Source organism: Halomonas sp. C22, assembly GCF_007655045.1.
In the GTDB taxonomy this organism is placed as follows: Bacteria; Pseudomonadota; Gammaproteobacteria; order Pseudomonadales; family Halomonadaceae; genus Vreelandella; species Vreelandella hamiltonii.
Genome location: NZ_VBVC01000005.1, coordinates 81098 through 98063 on the forward strand (window position 1 = coordinate 81098; position 16966 = coordinate 98063).

A 16966-nucleotide genomic window follows, 5' to 3' on the forward strand; every position below is an offset into this window, starting at 1 on the left:
AATGAGTGTTCTAGAACGGGTTTTATATGTCGAGGATGACCCCGATATTCAGACGGTGGCACAGCTGGCGCTGGAAGTCGTGGGGGGGCTGACGGTAAAGGTGTGCTCGTCGGGCGAGCAGGCGCTGGCCGAGGCCGAAGCGTTCGCGCCCGATATGATCCTGCTGGATGTGATGATGCCTGGCATGGATGGGCCATCCACCCTGGCCGCGCTGCGGCAACGTCCGGCACTGGCGAACGTGCCGGTCGCTTTCATGACGGCCAAAGTGCAACCGCACGAAGTCGAGCAGCTCATTGCCTTGGGGGCAGAAAGCGTGATCGCCAAGCCCTTCGACCCGATGACGTTGGCACCCCAGGTGCGTTCTCTCTGGGAGCAAGCGCGTGGTAAAAAGTGATCCCCAATCGCTGGAGCAGAAGCTGGCCCTGTTACGGCAAAATTATCAGCACAGCTTGAAAGCCGAACTGACGTCGCTGTGTAACGCCATGGGCGCGCTGCATCAGGAGGTTCGCCAGCAACTGCTCACCCCTGGCATGGTGACCAACGACGCCGACCTGCGGGCCGTGCACGAAGAGGTGCTGGAAAACGTCTATCGCCGTTTGCACAAGCTGGCAGGCTCGGCGGGTACCTTTGGGTTTGACGGGATCGGCCAGCAGGCGCGAACCTTGGAAGCCGGCCTCAAACGCTGGTTGGAAGAGAGCGATCAGCCGCTGGATTTGCCGCTGATCGATGTGGTCAACAACCAGCTCCACTCCATGAAAATGGAGCTGATGCCCAGCTCTCAGCCCGCGATGGCGGTCGATGTCAGCGCCGGAAAAGCCAGTGCCACGGCCACCATCTGGTTGATCGAAGAGGATCGTGAGCTGGGGCGGCGGATTCAAGAGCAGTTGATCAACTTCAGCTATTCGGTGCGGTTGTTCACCGATGTCATGGATGCCTGCAAGGAGATGGCGACGGGCACTCCGGATATGGTGATCGCAGATGCCATGACCAACGACGGACAATTGGCACCCTTGCAGGCGTTGTCGTGCCCCGTGTTGTTCATCAGCGACAGTGACACCTTCGATGCGCGTATGCGTGCCGCTCAGCTCAATGCCTGTGGTTACTTTCTGAAGCCGGTCAATATCCCGCAGTTGGTCAACCGGCTGGAGCAGTTGCTGCAAGAACGCCAGTCCCCGCCTGCCCGCATTCTGGTGGTGGATGATGACCAGCAGCTGGCAGCGTATTACCAATTGGTGCTGGAAGCCGCAGGCATGGAAGTACGAATCCTCGACAATCCACGCCATATCCTGGATCAGCTGCACTCGTTCCGTCCCGAGCTGCTGCTGATGGATGTGCACATGCCTGACTACGATGGCCCGGACCTGGCATCGGTGGTGCGGCAGTACGATGAGTGGAGCAGTCTGCCCATCGTTTTCCTGTCGGCAGAAACCGACCTTGGCAAGCAGGTGGATGCGTTGAGCCATGGGGCAGACGACTTCCTGACCAAGCCTATTCAGGCCGCGCAGCTGGTGGCTTCGATTCGGGTTCGCGTGGCGCGTTCGCGTACGCTGTCGGCCTTGTTGAACAAAGACAGCCTGACGGGACTGTTGAAGCATGCCAGCATCAAGAGTGCGGCGATCAATGAAATCGCTCGCAGCTATCGGCAGGCGTACTCCGTGGTGGTGGCCATGGTCGATATCGACCACTTCAAATCGGTCAATGATACTCGCGGGCATGCCACTGGCGATGTGGTGATTGCCTCGGTCGCCACTCTGCTGCGTCAGCGCTTGCGGCAAACCGACATGATTGGCCGCTACGGAGGGGAAGAGTTCTTGCTGGTGCTGCCCCATTGCAGTGCCGAGGATGGCCGTAAACGTCTTGAGGATGTCCGCGAGTACTTTTCGCGCCTGCGTTTCAGTCAGGGCGGGCAAGAGTTTGCATGTACGCTCTCGGCCGGCATGGTGTGCAGCCTGGACGTGGCGGAGAGTGACAGGGAGCGGTTACTGGTGCTGGCCGACGAGGCGCTCTATCGCGCCAAACGCGGCGGGCGCAATCAGGTGTGCAGCTGATACCGGGTGGGGCCAAGCGTCGTTATGAAGCATAGGCCTGAGTTCCTGCGCACCATTGGTGCGATCCGCGCTTCCTGGCGCTGAGGATGATACGAGAAATAGGTGGGAATTTTTATAAGATGTTGTTTTTAATGTTTTTATAAAATATTGGCACGTTGCTCGCTATATATTAGGCAAGCGGCAAATGAATAGAGTCTTCACCGTTAGCCTGACCCGCGGATTATCGAAGCTCTCCCTTCTTTGCCATGCCGATGCGACCTGTCGCACGGTACAACGAGTGAGCTGGCGTGCTCCACCTGGGTCCCCTTCGGGGGACTTTTTTTATGCCTGTGGTTTAGCCACCCTGTTGTTTTGCCACGCTGTCGTTTAGCCACTGGGAGGTATCGGGGCAACTTGCCCAGATACCCATCGTGGGGTCACCTGCGTGCCTGATGGTACGCCTCTTTAAAAAAAGCTATCAGAGACCAAAAACCTATAATAAAATTTCACAGGAAATTTGGAAACAGTGTTCGTATAGTATATGTTGTATAGGATAGCTGGTGTGTTCCGGCACTTACCCCCAAGGAAGACGCAAGAGGATACCCTGATGAGCAAGCTAAAACTGATGACTGCCGCCGTTGTTTCTGCCAGCGCGTTCATGGCCAGCCAAGCTGCCATGGCCTACGAAGCGGGTGATGTGTTCGTCCGTGGCGGTGTTGCCCAAACAGATACTGGTTCCGGTAACGGCAACGTGGGTGATGCAGACCTGAACGTGCAAAGTGCCCGTGGTTTCACCTTCGGTGCGGGTTACCTGTTCACCGACAAAATCGGTATGGAGCTGAACAGCTCCGAAAAATTCGAGCATGACCTGAACACGCGCCCGGGTGGCGATGCAGGCAGCGTCGATCGCCTGCCGGTCAACCTGCTGGTCAACTACTACCCGATGGGTGGTCTGGACTCTCGTGTACAGCCCTACGTGGGCGTGGGCCTGAACTACACCCGCTTCTCGGGTGAGCCGGAAGGTCTGAGCGTGGAAAGCAGCTATGGTGTCATCGGTCAGGCAGGTCTTGATTTGGCCGTCACCGAAAACATCATGCTGAACGGCTATGTGAGCTACGCCGACGTCAACTCCGACATCAACCTGGATGGCGCTGGCCGTGTAGGTGAAGTGGACATCGAGCCTGTCACTGTAGGCGGTGGTATTACCTACCGTTTCTAAGCCTATCGTTTTAAGTCTGACGGTTAATCGCCAAGGTACGCCCGGTTCCTTCATTGGAACCGGGCGTTTTTTTACCTGGCACTAATGTGTTTGTGTCAGGTTGTCGCAGCCGCTTTCCGTGATCACGATGTTGTCTTCGATGCGGATACCGCCGCAGGCGGCCAAAGCGTCCACCGTGGCCCAGTTGACGGCAATTCCCTGCTGGCGCAGCGGTGCCAGCAGCATGGGAATGAAGTAAAGCCCGGGTTCGATGGTGACTACCATGCCGGGGCGCAGCGTGCGCGTCAGGCGTAGCGCCGGATGTTGCGGTGGCGGCGGCGCTGGCGTGCCATCGGGGTGCATCAGCCCCGCCACGTCATGCACCTGGATGCCCAGCGAGTGGCCCAGACCATGCGGGCAGAAGGCTCGGGTCACGCCCAGCTCGATGGCGCTTTCCGCGCTGCCTTCGTACAGCCCGTGCTGCACCAGAATTTCGGCCAGATAGCGGTGCATCTGCTCGTGGAGCGACACGAACTCCACGCCGGGCGCGGCGTGCTGAATCAATTGATCTTTCAGGTGGTGCAGGGCAGTGATCAGCTCGCCAAAGGCGGCCGGAGCGTCGGGGCCTGCGTGGGTGCGGGTGATGTCTGCCGCGTAACCGCGAAAGCGCCGCCCGGCATCCACCAACAAGCTGTGGCGCTGGCTGGGGGCGCTCAGGTCATAACGCTGATAATGCAGTACGCCAGCGTGCTGATTGAGCCCGATGATGTTCTGGTACGGCACGTCCGACTCGCGCTGACGGCTGGCTTGCAAATATGCCAACTGGATATCCAGCTCGCTGGCGGCGCCCACAAAAGCGGCCTTGGCGGCCTGATGCCCGGCAACGGCCAGGTGATTGGCTTCCCTCAGGCAGGCAATCTCATAGGCGGTCTTGTACATGCGCAGTTCGTCCAGCGCACGGACGAGGGCGTTGGGGTGCAGCTTGGCGGTGTTGGCGAGCACTGAAACGCTCTCCAGGGTCTCGATATCGCCAATCACGGCTGCGTTGCCCGCTAGCGGCGGGGTGATCTTGTCGCTGCACAAATGCACGTCGAATTCGGCTACCCACGGCTCTTCCGGCAGTTGGGTGGGCAAGTGCCAGAAATCGGCTGGCGCGTAGATATAGAGCTGAGGCCGCTGACCGGGCTGCACCACGATCCAGCTGTGCTGAACATCGGCCAACCCTACCCAGTGGGTGAAATGCCCGTAGGCCTGAAAGGTCGTGGTGTGATCATCGGCGAAATGGTAGCGGGCGTGGCCGCTGTAAATGGCCAGGCAATCCAGCCGATGGTGCTCAAGCAACTGGCTATAAGCCTGGCAAAGATGCGCGATATGCTCACGCTGTAGTGCGTTCAGTGATGCAGACATGGGGTTTCCTTCAGGGTCGTAGGGGAGGGAGCTCGCTCCATAAGCTGTCCAGCTCTGCGTGGTGGTGTTGGTGGTGACGGTAGAGCCTCAACTCCATGGGCACGTCCCAGCGGCTGTCGCCTGCGCGCACCAGTTGGCCGCTGGCCAGTTCGCTGGCCACGTTGCGTTCGGGTAGCCAACTCATGCCGTAGCCCAACAGTACCAGTTCCTTGATGCCTGCGGCGTAGAGGTTCTCGCTCTGCGCGGTCAGGTAGGTCGTATGGGGAAGGCGGGCAAGGTGTGCCTTGACCGCCGACCCCAACAGCCCGCGTTTGGGGTAGGCAAGCCAGGGCACCGGCTGCTGGCGCGTGCCGGGTAGCTGCGTGCAGGGGGATCCATCGCTGGCCAGGCCCGTCACGGGTATCAGCCGCTCCTGGCCAATGACGCGATAGGTGCTGCTGCTGGTGTCGATGTCCAGATCGCAGCGGCCCACGGGCCAGTAGCAGATGGCCAGGTCGCACTCGGCCCTGGCCAGCGCCTGAAAATAGTCGCTGGCTACCCAGCCCGTGGCGCGCAAGTAGGGCTGCACACGGTCTTGCCAACCCAGTTGGGTCAGCCATTCGGGCAAAAAGTGCGCCAGCAGGCTTTGCGGGGCAGCCACCATGATGCGGCGCTGCTGGCCAGCGCTGATCGCCCGTACGCGCTCTCTGGTGAGGCGCACGCGCTCGGTGACCTGTTCGCAGAGTGTCAGGAACTCTTCCCCCGCTGGGGTCAACGACAGCGGCAGGGTCTGTCGGTTGATCAACGTCACGCCCATTTCCTCTTCCAGCAGCTTGATGCGCCGTGAAAAAGTAGGCTGTGTCACGTGCTGCTCGTCGGCAGCGCGGGAGAAGTGTCGCGTTCTGGCCAGGGCAATGAAGTCTTCTAGCCAGCGAATTTCCATGCCTTACCTCGCAAGACGGCCTCGCGTGAGGCCTGAATGAAGCGGGCCATTACAAGCGCCCCTCCTCGACAGCGTGGCACGCCACGCGAGTGCCGTCATCCTGTGTTTGCAATGCCGGGATCTCCTGCTTGCAGCGGGCGTTGGCATGTGGGCAGCGGCCATGAAAGACACAGCCGCTAGGCAGATTGACCGGCGTAGGCACTTCACCTGAGAGGCGAATGTGCTGGGGTCGGTCATCTTCCAGCCGAGGAATGGCCGACAGCAGCGCCTGCGTATAGGGATGGCGCGGCTTGGCAAACAGCGTGGCCGTGGTGGCGACTTCACACACCGTGCCCAGGTACATCACCGCCACGCGCGTGCCGAAGTGCTCGACCACGGCCAGGTCGTGGGTGATGAACAGGTAGGTGAGGTGGCGGTCACGCTGGGCATCCATCAGCAGGTTCAGCACCTGGGCCTGGATCGACACGTCCAGAGCCGAGATGGGCTCGTCGGCCACGATGAATTCCGGGTCCACGGCCAGCGCCCTGGCAATGGCAATGCGCTGGCGTTGGCCGCCGGAGAACTCATGGCCAAAGCGCTTGCCCCAGTCCGGGTCGATGCCCACCGAGCGCATCACTTCTTCCACCTTGTCGAGAATCTGCTGACGATTCCAGTTTGGGTGGTGCAGGCGCAGTGGCTCTTCCAGCGTCTGCTGGATCGTCATGCGCGGGTTCAGCGACGCGTAGGGGTTCTGGAAAATCATCTGCATGCGCTTGCGATAAGGCAGCAGTTGACGCGTGGAGAGGTGGTCGATGCGCTCGCCGCCGTAACGAATTTCGCCTTCGGAGGGGGTAATCAGCCCCATCACCGTGCGTGCTACGGTGGATTTTCCGCAGCCGGATTCGCCGACCACGCAGAGCGCTTCGCCACGCTTGATCTCCAGGTTGACCCCGTTGATGGCGTGCACGTACTCCTGATGACGAACCAGCTTGCCGCCCTTGAAGCGCAGCTGCTCGAGAAAGTCGCCCGATAGCGAAAAGCGCTTTTTCAGGTCGCGTATTTCCAGCAGCGTCTCGCTGGCTGGCGCTTGCGCGGTCGTTGGGCGTGTGTCGGCCTGGGCGTTCATAGGCTCTCCTCCTTCAGGCGGCGATCTTCGAGCATTTCAGCCACCATATGGCAGGCAACGCGGCAGTTGCCTGACTCCACGAACGTGGGCACCTGCTGAGTACACGCCGGGCGCGGCTGACCGTCGCTGCGCAGGATAAAGTCGCAGCGGGGATGAAACGCGCAGCCGGTGGGCAAGTTGGAAAGCGACGGCATGCTGCCCCGAATCTGATTCAGTTTTTCGCCGGGGGTGGCCATCTGGGGCAGGGCGTTGATCAGCCCCTGGGTGTAGGGGTGCTGGGGGTCATTGATGATTTCACGAGTCGGCCCCTGCTCGATCACGCGGCCTGCGTACATGACCAGCATGCGCTGGGTGACCTGGCTGACCACGCCCAGGTCGTGGGTGATCAGGATCAGGCCCACGTTGTGCTGCTCGCAAAGCTCCAGCAGCAGCGCCATGATTTCCGCCTGGATGGTGACGTCCAGCGCCGTGGTCGGCTCATCGGCAATGATGATGTCGGGGTCCAGCAGGAGCGCAATGGCGATGATGATACGCTGGCGCATGCCGCCGGAAAGCTCGTGGGGGTATTGGTCCAGGCGCTTTTCCGGCGACGGGATCTGCACCTGCTTGAGCTTGTCCAGAGCAATGGCACGGGCCTCTCGGGTGGAGATTCTGCGGTGCGCTTTCAGACACTCGACCATCTGCTCACCGATCGAGAGCACCGGGTTGAGGGTCATCATCGGGTCCTGGAAGATCATCGAGATACGATTGCCGCGCACCTTGCGCAGGCCCCGCTCGGACATGGTGTTGAGGGTTTTACCCTCGAAGGTGATGCTGCCACCGGCAATGAATCCGGGCCGTGAAATCAGGTTGAGCAGTGAAAAGGCCGCCACCGACTTGCCCGCGCCGGACTCACCGACGATGCCCAGCCGTTCGCCACGCTCCAGGGTGAAGTTGACATCCCGTAAGGCGCGGACCTCACCCTGACGCAGGGCAAAGCGAACATCCAGTTGTGAGACTTCAAGAAGTGCCATGGTGTCTTCAGCCTTTATACAGTCGTGGGTTCATGACATCGCGCAGCCAGTCGCCCAGCAGATTGATCGACAGCACCAGCACCACCAGTACCGCGCCGGGAATCATGGTGATCCACCAGGAGCCGGATTGAATGTAGTCGAAGCCCGCCTTGATCAACGAACCCAGTGACGGGTGCGTTTCCGGCATGCCCAGCCCCAGAAACGACAGCGCCGCTTCGGAGATGATCGCGTTGGCGATCTGAACGGTAGAGATGACGAAGATCGGCGACAGCGTATTGGGCAGCACATGACGGAACATGATGCGTCGGCTGCGCAGCCCCATGACGCGGGCGGCGTCCACGTACTCCTTGTTCTTCTCTGCCAGCACCGATGCGCGCACGGTACGCGCATACTGCGGCCATTCAGCAAGGCCGATAATCAATATCAGCATCAAAACGGCGTATTGGCTGTAGAACGCGCTGCCCATAGTGGCCTTCACCACGGCACCGACCACGATGGCCACCATCAGCGTCGAGAACGACAGCTGAATGTCCGCCAGGCGCATCAGGAAGGCATCGACTCGCCCGCCCAGATAACCGGCCATCAGGCCAAAGGTCACGCCCAGCAGGGCTTGCAGTGCCACCGCGCCAAAGCCGATCAGCAGCGATACCCGCGTGCCGTAGAGAATGATCGACAGCAGATCACGCCCTTGGGCGTCGGTGCCGAGCGTATACATCTCGTCGGCGCCATCAATCCAGAAAGGCGGCAGCTCGGAGGCGAGAATGTCGATTTGAGCCAGGTCATAAGGGTCGGTCGGCGCTAATAGCGGCGCCGAAAATGCCGCAATGACTAAGCAGATAAAGACCGCCAAACACAGTTGCGCCGTACGGTCACGTTTGAAGCTGTACCACAAAAAGGAGTCGCGCAGGCGCTCCCAGCGGCTTGGTGCAGTGGAAGTTGTGGACGTTGTCATGCGGGCTTACCAGTCAGTTTTACAGTGGGGTTCACGAAGCCGTAGATCAGGTCCACGATGGTGTTCGTAACCACGAAAATGACGCCGACAATCATCAGGTAGGTCACAATGAGCGGAATGTCGGCATGGTTGATGGCGTCAAGGAACATCAGCCCCATGCCCGGCCACTGGAACACGGTTTCGGTCAGAATGGTATAAGCCACCATGGTACCGATCTGAACGCCCCCCACGGTAATTACCGGGAGCATGGTGTTTTTCAGCGCATGCACGAAGTAGACCCGGCGCATGGAAATACCCTTGGCGCGGGCATACTTCACGTACTCCGATTGCAGTACTTCCATCATTTCGGCGCGGATCAGGCGGATGAACAGCGGCAGCATGATGGAGGCCAGCGAGACCGCAGGCAGCACCAGGTGCTTGATGCCATCCCAGGTGACCAGATTGGTTTCCCAGTGGCCGACCACATGAACCAGATCGTAACCCCGGCCAAAAGAGGGCATGTTGCCCTGAGTGGAGAGCGCACCGTTCAGCCAGGCGCCCCAGGCGGTGCCCTCCGGGAACAGCGAGACGGTCATGCCGATGGAGAAAATCTGGATCAACACGATGGCGGTCAAGAACACCGGTATCGAAATGCCGATGATCGAGGCCCCCATGAAAAAGCGTGACACGGGGGAGCGCGGTTTGATGGCGCTGTATACCCCGATGGGAACAGAGAACAATACGATGATCAGCGTAGCCGCGAACACCAGCTCGAGGGTGGCAGGCAAGTGGCGAGCAATCACCTCCAGCGCCGGTTCACGGTAGAAATAGGAGTAGCCAAAATCGCCCTGAACGGCGTTCTTGGCGAAGCGTGCGTATTGCACCAGGAAGGGGTCGTTGAGCCCCAGCCGTTCGCGAATGGCTTCACGTTCACTTTCGGGGACCGACTGTCCGACCATCTGCTGTACAGGGTCACCCAGGTTATCCTGGATGGCGAAGGCCAGTACACTGATGACAAACATCACCAATATTGCGTGCATCAGCCGCTTGATTAGAAAAGCAATCATGGCGTACGCCACCTGTGTGGAAAGTTTCACTAAACATCAGGGCAAGGCATGGCGCTGCCCGGTGGGTCGCGCCATGCACGACGCTTCGCCCTCCAGAATCCTGGAGAGCGAAGCATCCTTGCGTGGGTTATGTCGTTAGGTAGGGATTAGCGCGTAATCACCAGATCGCCCAGGTAGGGGAAGTCGGTGGCGTTGACCACCGGCTCGATGTCGACGCCGTCAGCGGCGGCATAGGCCAGGTTCTGCCAATGCAGCATGATGAAACCAACGTCTTCGTACAGCATGGCTTCGGCTTCACGCAGCATTTCACCACGTTTTTCCAGGTCGGTCTCGCTGTCGGCCTGGGTTACCAGCGCATCGATTTCCTCGTTGCAGTAGCTGCCGTAGTTGTACTGACCGGCACCGCTCTCGGTGTCGATGCAGAACGACAGGTACTGGAAGAAGTTGGCGGTGTCTTCGGTGTCCGAGTGCCAGCCGATCATGGCAATGTCGGATTGACGCGTGTCGTACTCAGGCCAGTACTGGGCCAGCGGCATGGTGCGCAGGTTAACGTTGATGTTGATACGCGCCAGCATGTTGGCCACGGCCTGGGCAATCTGCGCATCGTTCACGTAGCGGTTGTTCGGGGCGATCATGTCGACGCTGAAGCCCTCTTCGTAGCCCGCTTCCGCCATCAGCTCCTGGGCACGCTCCAGATCGTAGCGAGGCACCAGGTCCGGGTTGTGGCCGGAGTAGCCTTCCGGTGAGAACTGGCCCGCGGGCGTTGCAAAGCCACGCATCAGGCGGTCGGCGATGCCTTCCTGGTTGATGGCCAGGTCGACAGCCTGACGCACGCGTGCATCCTGGAAAGCCTCGACACGCTCTTCGTTCAGCTGGAAGCCGATGATACGCGTGCCGGGGATTTCAACCAGATTGGCGCCTTGTGCATCGCGCACACGGTCCAGGTCGTTGGGCGGTACGGCATCGATGAAGTCGACGCCACCGGACAGCAGGGCCGCTACGCGGGAGGCGTTTTCGGCAATCGGCGTCAGCACGATGCTGGTCACGTTACCTTCGCTTTCGGTGTCCCAGTAGTCTTCAAAGCGTTCGAAGTCGACGCGAACGCCCTGGCGACGGTCGGTGACCACGAAGGGCCCGGTGCCGGAAACGTTACGCGATGCAAACGAGTTGCCTGCCTTGACGATTTCCGCCTTGTCGTTGCCGTCGTCGGTCTCGCCCGTGTAGAACTCGCTGTCCATGGGGAAGATGTAGGTGGCCAGGTTCAACAGCAGCGGGTAAGGCTCGGTGGTGGTGATTTCGATGGTGTAGTCATCGACCGCTTCGGCGCTGGCGATCGGCTCGAAAATGGCGCGATAATCCGGGCTCTCTTTCAAGCGCTCGATGGTCCAGACCACGTCCTTGGCAGTGAACGGGTTACCGGAATGGAAGGTAACGCCTTCACGCAGGGTCATGCGTACATGGGTGTCGTCTACCTGTTCCCACTCGGTGGCCAGACGCGGTTCGAACTGGAAGTCCTTGGTCCAACGCACCAGGGGGTCGAAGGCCAGATGCGAGAAGCGCAGGACACCGCCGGAAAGCTGTTCGTGCAGGTCGAGGGTTTCAGGGTCGGCCGAGTAACCGATGCGCAGGGTTTCTGCGCTGGCAGTCAGCGGCAGTAGTGCGGTGCCTGCCATGGCAGCACCCACGACAGTGGCCAGTAGTGTCTTTTTCAGCGTCATGATCGTTCCCATGTGTATTGTTTATTGTTCGTTCTGCTGGAGGGGGCTAGTGCTTACCCATCAACAAAACAGACACGGTCAGCCCGTAAGCTATCCTGACAACATAGAGACAGGTGGTTGTGACACACAATCGAAATAATGACAGGCCTCATTCATCTACTGAATGATCAGGGCTGGCGGGGCAACCATAGGTCTTCAAATTAGACTAAAGTCGCAATATCGGAGCCGTCCAATCGTGCTCAGTAGCTAGGCAACAAGGAAAGGTAATGAAAATACAAGGCGTTAAACCGTTACTGCTGGCTGTTTTGCTGGCCACCACAGGCTGGGCGGGCGCCAGTGACTCTGCGGCCGAGATCACGGGGACGCTGGATGATGAGAATCAGCAGTGGTTCGTCCTCGATCCAAGCAGCGAGCCCGGCGCCACGTTCATCGAAGAGGGAGACCGTTGGGTGGTGGAGATGACCGGCTACCGGGACCCGGAGAAATGGGCGGCCCGAGACGCGCTGGTCATTCAGTTGGTGCTGGCCGACGAGCGGCTCACCGATGCCCGAGTGCTGCACCTGATCGGTGATGCCGTTCACCCGCCGTACTACACGGCCACCGACGACGAGCTGACCGTGGTGCTTGCTCGGGTGGAGCGCGAAGGCAGCCGGTTACATCTTCAGGGCACCCTCGAGGGGCTGCTGGCGCTACAGCATAGCCCGGAGGCTGACCCTCTTGCGGAAGAGGGAGTCAGCCTGGCTATCGAATTCGATGTCACGGCGCGCAAGGTCGAATTCTGAGGTGGCAGGTGCTAAGGCATCCAATCAGGCCCCCAATCAGGCCCCAAAGCGCTGATGCAGCCAGCGATTGATCTCATCGGACTCATAGAGCCACTCTTCACGACCGTCTTCATGGGCGATGCGCAGGCAGGGCACTTTGACCTTGCCGCCGCCTTCCAGCAGGGCCTGCTTGTGGTCTGGATCCAACTGGGCATCGCGCAGTTCGATCTTCAAACCAAGCCGCGCCATCTCCTTGCGTACCTTGATGCAGAAAGGGCAGGTACGAAACTGATACAGCGCCAATGCCTCACAGGCCGCGTCGACCTCAGCCTGCTCCTCGGCGCTGCGCTCCACCGAGCGCGGCGTGGAGAGTTTTTCCGACACTAGCATCACCGGGGCCAGCAGCACGCGAAGGCCACGGAAAAAGTAACGAACGATAATGCGCATGATAAAAGCTCCTCTCGCCAGCGCAGCGGGGTGGTTTAGGTCGATAGGTGCCGCATCCTGCATCAAAAGCCACCCATTGTCACTTTCCTGCCCTGTGACGAGGCATCACGAAGGGAACCAGATGAGCTGGCGTCCCGGGCATGATAATCTTTCCCCCAATGTATGCATTTAGGCTGATATTTCAGTCCGTTGTCAGGGTCATGGAAGGAGCGCTCGCCCATGCGTTTACATGTGATTGGTATCTGCGGCACCTTTATGGGCAGTCTTGCGCTGCTGGCCCGAGAGTTGGGGCACGAGGTGAGTGGGTCGGATGCGAACGTGTATCCGCCCATGAGCACTCAGCTCGCCGAGGCGGGCATCACGCTGATGGAGGGGTATCGCGCCGACAATCTGCAGGGCCCGTTGGACCTGGTGGTGGTGGGCAACGCTCTCTCGCGCGGTAACCCGGAAGTCGAGGCGCTGCTCGATAGCGGCCTGCGGTACACCTCGGGTGCCCAGTGGCTGGCGGAGTACGTGCTGCCGGGCCGCCGGGTCATTGCGGTGGCGGGCACCCACGGCAAGACCACCACGGCCAGCCTGTTGGCCTGGCTGCTGGAGAGCGCTGGCCTGGAGCCCGGCTTTCTGATTGGCGGTGTGCCACGCAACTTTGGCGTCTCGGCCAGGCTTGGGGGCGCGGCGGCACCGTTCGTGGTCGAGGCGGACGAGTACGATACCGCCTTTTTCGACAAGCGCTCCAAGTTCGTGCACTACCGCCCGACGATTGCCGTGATGAACAACCTCGAATTCGACCACGCCGATATCTTTCCCGATCTGGCCGCCATCGAACGCCAGTTCCACCACCTGGTGCGTACCGTGCCAGGCCAGGGGCACCTGCTGGTGGCTGACCAGCAGCCCGCGTTGGATCGTGTGCTGGCCATGGGCAGCTGGAGCCCGGTCACACGCTTTGGCAGCGAGGCCGGCAGCCAGTGGCAGCTGCGCCTGGAGCATGCCGACGCCAGCCGCTTTCAGGTGCTGTATAGCGGCGGGCAAGAGGAGGAGGATGGCGTGGTGGAATGGTCGCTCACGGGGGAGCACAACGCCCGCAACGCTTTGGCCGCTCTGGCGGCTGCGCGACTGTGCGGGGTGAGCCTGCCGCGTGCCTGCGCGGCGCTGGCACGCTTCCAGACACCCCGTCGTCGTCAGGAGGTGCGTGGCGAGGTCAACGGCATTCAGGTGATCGACGACTTTGCCCACCATCCTACGGCCATTGCCGCCACGCTGCAGGGCTTGCGTGCCGCCACACCGCGGGGGCGGCTGCTGGCCGTGATCGAGCCGCGCTCCAACACCATGCGGCTGGGTGCGCTGCGTGAACGTCTGAACGACAGCGTTGCCGACGCGGATCACAGCTTCTGGTTCCAGCCTGCTGGCGTGGAGTGGTCGATGGACTCTCTGGTAGAGGCGCAAGGGTCGCGGGCGTCGCTGTATCGGGATATCGATGCATTGGTACAGGCAGTGGTCACCCAGGCGTCACCGCTCGACCGTATCGTGGTGATGTCCAACGGTGGTTTCGATGGCGTTCACGAGCGCCTGTTGGCGGCGTTGGCAGTGGCAAACCCTGACACGGGAGTATCCGATGAATGAGTTCAAACCCCCTGTGACGGTGGCGCTGACGGGCGCTTCGGGGGCGCAGTATGGTCTGCGCTTGATCGACGTGCTGGTCGAGGCGGGCCATGAAGTGTGGGTGATGATTTCCAAGGCGGCCCATATGGTGATTGCCACGGAAACGGATGTATCGCTGCCTGCTCAGCCTCAGCGACTGGAAGAGGCCTTGGTGGCGCAAAGCGGTGCCAAGCCCGGGCAAATTCGCTGCTTTGGGCGTGAAGACTGGATGGCTCCCGTGGCCTCGGGCTCCGGCGCGCCTTCCGCCATGGTGATCTGCCCGTGTTCCACCGGCACCCTCTCTGCGGTGGCCACTGGGGCCAGCAACAACCTGATCGAGCGTGCCGCCGATGTGGCGATCAAGGAGCGGCGCACGCTGGTCATGGTGCCCCGGGAGAGCCCTTTTTCCCCCATTCATCTGGAACACATGCTGACCTTGAGTCGCCTGGGCGTGGTGATCCTGCCTGCCGCACCCGGGTTCTATCATCGCCCCCAGTCCATGGAGGATCTGATCGATTTCATCGTCGCGCGGATTCTCAACCAGCTGGGCATCGAGCACCGCCTGATGCCACGCTGGGGCGAAGGGTAATCCCGGCGGTGCCACCGCCCTTTTGTGTTTGCGATTCGCCATCTCACTGACTTTCGTCACCGTTCATCACAAGGAAGCGTCACCATGTCCTGGGCTACTCTATCGGTCTTCGTGCCAACCTTTCTGTTCGTATCGCTGACTCCCGGCATGTGCATGACGCTGGCCATGGTGCTGGGGATGACCCAGGGGGTGAAGCGTACGCTCTGGATGATGATCGGTGAGTTGATTGGCGTGGGGCTGGTGGCCGCGGCGGCAGGGGCAGGGGTGGCCGCGTTGATGTTGCGCCAGCCTGAGCTGTTCACTGCGTTCAAGTGGATCGGTGGGGCTTACCTGGCGTATCTGGGGGTGATGATGTGGCGCTCGCGGGGGCGCATGGCCATTCCCAGCGAGCTGGACACAGGGCCGCCTGCAGGCCGCTGGCAGTTGGCCATGCAGGGGCTGGTGACCGCAGTGGCCAATCCCAAGGGCTGGGCATTCTTCATGGTGCTGCTGCCGCCGTTTCTGGACAGCAGCCGCCCGCTGGCCCCCCAGCTCAGCCTGTTGATTGCCCTGATTCTGGTCATCGAGTTCGGCAGCATGCTGGTGTATGCCACGGGAGGCAAGACGCTACGTCGCGTGCTGGGTAAAAGCGGTAACGTACGCCTGCTGAACCGGATTGCCGGGACGCTGATGTTTGGCGTGGGCGCGTGGCTGGCGTTGGGCTGATCACGCCAGCCCGTGCCGGCCACACTTTGCCGCGCCCTCAAATCGGTCCGAACAAAAGCATTCTCGCGCTCACCAGCAGCAGCGATGCTCCTGTGAGCGTCACCCAGGGGATGGGTGGCAGCGGCGTGCGATAGCGCCGCTGCCAGTTGAGCTGAACCAGAGCGCAGACCACCAGCCCCATGAGCGCGCCTCCCACCAGATCACTCAGCCAGTGCACGCCCAGAGCCAAGCGCGAGAGCGCCATCGGCAGCGTGACGACAATGGCCATCCAGTAGACCCAGGCACGCCGCTGGCGAGGCAGCCGCGCGGCCATCACGGCGGCCGCCAGCCCGATCATCACCACCCAGGTAGAGGTGTGCGCGCTGGGGTAGGCGTATGAGCCGGTCAGGTGGTCCGGGGTGGTGGGGCGTGCCCGGGCGAACAGTGCCTTGCCCGCGGTGTTGATCAGGGCAATGCCGCCAAGGGCCAGAGCCCCATGCAGCAGCGCATCGAAGCGTTTGACCACCAGCAGCCAGCACGCCCACGGGCTGACCAGGGCCACGATGCCCGCCTTGTCACCGATCATGGCCAATAGCAGGCTGGCGTGGGCAAGCCAGGGGGAGTCGAGCCAGTCGAATAGCCGCTGGGCTTCCAGATCGACCGTCAACGGCGTCACATGGTGCATCACGTACAGCGTCCAGGCAGAGGCTCCGGTGATCGCGGTAATGAGCAGCAGCAGGGAACCCAGCGGCACTTCCCCCGAACGGCTCATGGCCAACCAGGGGCGACGCATGATCGGAATGCGCCGCACGATGCGTGCCAGCGCAAAATAGACGCGCCCCTGGCGGTCCACCTGGGCGCGCCCCCATGAAAACACCACGGCCAATACCACCACCGTGGCGGCAATCAGGATGACGGCCATTTCCACGTTCGTGGGCAGATTCAGCCGCTGCTGCCAGGTATGGCCGACCAGATAGCCAGGCAGTACATAGGCGGGAGCCCAGAGCGCTGCCGAGGTAATGTTTGCCCAGGCGAAGGTGCGTGCCGGCATTTGCATCATGCCGGCCACCAGCGGGATCACCGGGCGGACAGGCCCGACGAAGCGGCCAATGAAGACCGAGTAGACCCCATAACGTTCGAAAAAGCGTGCCCCACGACCCACCCACTCGGGGTGAAGCGACAGCGGCCAGCGGGACAACACCGCCTCACGATGCCGATAGCCGAGATAGTAACTGACGCTGTCGCCGATGATCGCGCCAATGAACGCCGCGCCAATCAGCCAGGGCAGGTCGAGCCCTTGGTGGCCCGCCAAGGTGGCAGCCGCAGTCATCAATACGACCCCGGGGACCAGCAGGCCAATGAGTGCCAGCGACTCGACCAGGGCGATACCCAACACCAGAAGCAGCAGCAAAGGAGGGGAAAGAGTAAGAGAGAGCAGGGTATCGACAATCGCCAAGAG

Annotated in this window: 16 protein-coding genes; 7 read left to right on the forward strand and 9 right to left on the reverse strand. The window is 61.0% G+C overall.

Going from position 1 to position 16966, the window contains the following annotated elements; all coding sequences use genetic code 11:
• Position 1 precedes the first annotated feature (1 nt).
• The 3 genes from FEU76_RS11415 (at position 2) to FEU76_RS11425 (ending at position 3246) form a co-directional block, all read left to right on the forward strand.
• Positions 2-394, forward strand: a complete 393-nt coding sequence (locus tag FEU76_RS11415; RefSeq protein WP_039179979.1) for a response regulator — start codon at positions 2-4, stop codon at positions 392-394.
• Positions 381-2048, forward strand: coding sequence for a diguanylate cyclase (locus tag FEU76_RS11420; RefSeq protein ID WP_039179703.1), 1668 nt, complete (start codon positions 381-383; stop codon positions 2046-2048). The genes FEU76_RS11415 and FEU76_RS11420 overlap by 14 nt, the downstream gene beginning before the upstream one ends.
• 586 nt (positions 2049-2634) lie before the next feature.
• Positions 2635-3246 carry an OmpW/AlkL family protein gene (locus FEU76_RS11425; RefSeq protein ID WP_096922812.1) on the forward strand — a complete coding sequence of 204 codons (612 nt, stop codon included), beginning with the start codon at positions 2635-2637 and terminating at the stop codon, positions 3244-3246.
• Positions 3247-3327: 81 nt separating this feature from the next.
• On the opposite strand, the gene pepQ is transcribed toward FEU76_RS11425, so the two are convergent.
• The 7 genes from pepQ to FEU76_RS11460 form a co-directional block, all read right to left on the reverse strand.
• The gene (gene pepQ, locus FEU76_RS11430; RefSeq protein WP_144983127.1) at positions 3328-4632 is read right to left on the reverse strand and encodes a Xaa-Pro dipeptidase; all 1305 of its coding nucleotides are present in this window, start codon (positions 4630-4632) and stop codon (positions 3328-3330) included.
• Positions 4633-4642: 10 nt separating this feature from the next.
• Entirely contained in the window at positions 4643-5554 is a 912-nt protein-coding gene (locus FEU76_RS11435) for a LysR family transcriptional regulator (protein WP_096922814.1), read from the reverse strand.
• Positions 5555-5603: 49 nt separating this feature from the next.
• Positions 5604-6659, reverse strand: a complete 1056-nt coding sequence (locus FEU76_RS11440; protein ID WP_039179715.1) for an ABC transporter ATP-binding protein — start codon at positions 6657-6659, stop codon at positions 5604-5606.
• Positions 6656-7672 carry an ABC transporter ATP-binding protein gene (locus FEU76_RS11445; protein WP_081138905.1) on the reverse strand — a complete coding sequence of 339 codons (1017 nt, stop codon included), beginning with the start codon at positions 7670-7672 and terminating at the stop codon, positions 6656-6658. Before FEU76_RS11445 ends, FEU76_RS11440 begins: the two co-directional genes overlap by 4 nt.
• Positions 7673-7679: 7 nt before the next feature.
• Complete coding sequence (locus FEU76_RS11450; protein WP_144983130.1) at positions 7680-8624, reverse strand: ABC transporter permease; 945 nt, start codon at positions 8622-8624, stop codon at positions 7680-7682.
• The gene (locus FEU76_RS11455) at positions 8621-9670 is read right to left on the reverse strand and encodes an ABC transporter permease (RefSeq protein ID WP_144983133.1); all 1050 of its coding nucleotides are present in this window, start codon (positions 9668-9670) and stop codon (positions 8621-8623) included. The genes FEU76_RS11450 and FEU76_RS11455 overlap by 4 nt, the downstream gene beginning before the upstream one ends.
• 146 nt (positions 9671-9816) lie before the next feature.
• A complete protein-coding gene (locus tag FEU76_RS11460) occupies positions 9817-11388 on the reverse strand; it encodes an ABC transporter substrate-binding protein (protein WP_039179726.1) in 1572 nt (523 codons plus the stop codon).
• A 266-nt stretch (positions 11389-11654) separates the two neighbouring features.
• On the opposite strand from FEU76_RS11460, the gene FEU76_RS11465 reads away from it, so the two are divergent.
• Positions 11655-12170, forward strand: a complete 516-nt coding sequence (locus tag FEU76_RS11465) for a hypothetical protein (RefSeq protein ID WP_039179729.1) — start codon at positions 11655-11657, stop codon at positions 12168-12170.
• 36 nt (positions 12171-12206) lie between these two features.
• Here FEU76_RS11465 and FEU76_RS11470 read toward each other — a convergent pair whose 3' ends face one another.
• On the reverse strand, positions 12207-12596 hold the full coding sequence (locus FEU76_RS11470; RefSeq protein ID WP_039179730.1) for a glutaredoxin family protein: 390 nt from the start codon (positions 12594-12596) through the stop codon (positions 12207-12209).
• 219 nt (positions 12597-12815) lie between these two features.
• Between FEU76_RS11470 and mpl the strand changes: the two genes are divergently transcribed.
• From mpl to FEU76_RS11485, 3 genes are all read left to right on the forward strand, one after another.
• The gene (gene mpl, locus FEU76_RS11475; protein ID WP_039179733.1) at positions 12816-14216 is read left to right on the forward strand and encodes a UDP-N-acetylmuramate:L-alanyl-gamma-D-glutamyl-meso-diaminopimelate ligase; all 1401 of its coding nucleotides are present in this window, start codon (positions 12816-12818) and stop codon (positions 14214-14216) included.
• Positions 14209-14823 (forward strand): flavin prenyltransferase UbiX, encoded by a 615-nt coding sequence (locus FEU76_RS11480; RefSeq protein ID WP_039179736.1) that lies wholly within the window; start codon positions 14209-14211, stop codon positions 14821-14823. Before mpl ends, FEU76_RS11480 begins: the two co-directional genes overlap by 8 nt.
• Positions 14824-14907: 84 nt before the next feature.
• Positions 14908-15528, forward strand: a complete 621-nt coding sequence (locus tag FEU76_RS11485) for a LysE family translocator (protein WP_039179741.1) — start codon at positions 14908-14910, stop codon at positions 15526-15528.
• A gap of 37 nt (positions 15529-15565) precedes the next feature.
• Here FEU76_RS11485 and FEU76_RS11490 read toward each other — a convergent pair whose 3' ends face one another.
• Complete coding sequence (locus FEU76_RS11490; protein ID WP_039179744.1) at positions 15566-16963, reverse strand: bifunctional DedA family/phosphatase PAP2 family protein; 1398 nt, start codon at positions 16961-16963, stop codon at positions 15566-15568.
• Between the last annotated feature and the right edge of the window lie 3 nt (positions 16964-16966).

What these genes read in the sequence shown, in the direction of transcription:
- FEU76_RS11415 (WP_039179979.1), top strand. Translation starts at nt 2, where the DNA reads ATGAGTGTTCTAGAACGGGTTTTATATGTCGAGGATGACCCCGATATT.
- FEU76_RS11425 (WP_096922812.1), top strand. Translation starts at nt 2,635, where the DNA reads ATGAGCAAGCTAAAACTGATGACTGCCGCCGTTGTTTCTGCCAGCGCG.
- pepQ (WP_144983127.1), bottom strand. Translation starts at nt 4,632, where the DNA reads ATGTCTGCATCACTGAACGCACTACAGCGTGAGCATATCGCGCATCTT.
- FEU76_RS11435 (WP_096922814.1), bottom strand. Translation starts at nt 5,554, where the DNA reads ATGGAAATTCGCTGGCTAGAAGACTTCATTGCCCTGGCCAGAACGCGA.
- FEU76_RS11440 (WP_039179715.1), bottom strand. Translation starts at nt 6,659, where the DNA reads ATGAACGCCCAGGCCGACACACGCCCAACGACCGCGCAAGCGCCAGCC.
- FEU76_RS11445 (WP_081138905.1), bottom strand. Translation starts at nt 7,672, where the DNA reads ATGGCACTTCTTGAAGTCTCACAACTGGATGTTCGCTTTGCCCTGCGT.
- FEU76_RS11450 (WP_144983130.1), bottom strand. Translation starts at nt 8,624, where the DNA reads ATGACAACGTCCACAACTTCCACTGCACCAAGCCGCTGGGAGCGCCTG.
- FEU76_RS11455 (WP_144983133.1), bottom strand. Translation starts at nt 9,670, where the DNA reads ATGATTGCTTTTCTAATCAAGCGGCTGATGCACGCAATATTGGTGATG.
- FEU76_RS11460 (WP_039179726.1), bottom strand. Translation starts at nt 11,388, where the DNA reads ATGACGCTGAAAAAGACACTACTGGCCACTGTCGTGGGTGCTGCCATG.
- FEU76_RS11465 (WP_039179729.1), top strand. Translation starts at nt 11,655, where the DNA reads ATGAAAATACAAGGCGTTAAACCGTTACTGCTGGCTGTTTTGCTGGCC.
- FEU76_RS11470 (WP_039179730.1), bottom strand. Translation starts at nt 12,596, where the DNA reads ATGCGCATTATCGTTCGTTACTTTTTCCGTGGCCTTCGCGTGCTGCTG.
- mpl (WP_039179733.1), top strand. Translation starts at nt 12,816, where the DNA reads ATGCGTTTACATGTGATTGGTATCTGCGGCACCTTTATGGGCAGTCTT.
- FEU76_RS11480 (WP_039179736.1), top strand. Translation starts at nt 14,209, where the DNA reads ATGAATGAGTTCAAACCCCCTGTGACGGTGGCGCTGACGGGCGCTTCG.
- FEU76_RS11485 (WP_039179741.1), top strand. Translation starts at nt 14,908, where the DNA reads ATGTCCTGGGCTACTCTATCGGTCTTCGTGCCAACCTTTCTGTTCGTA.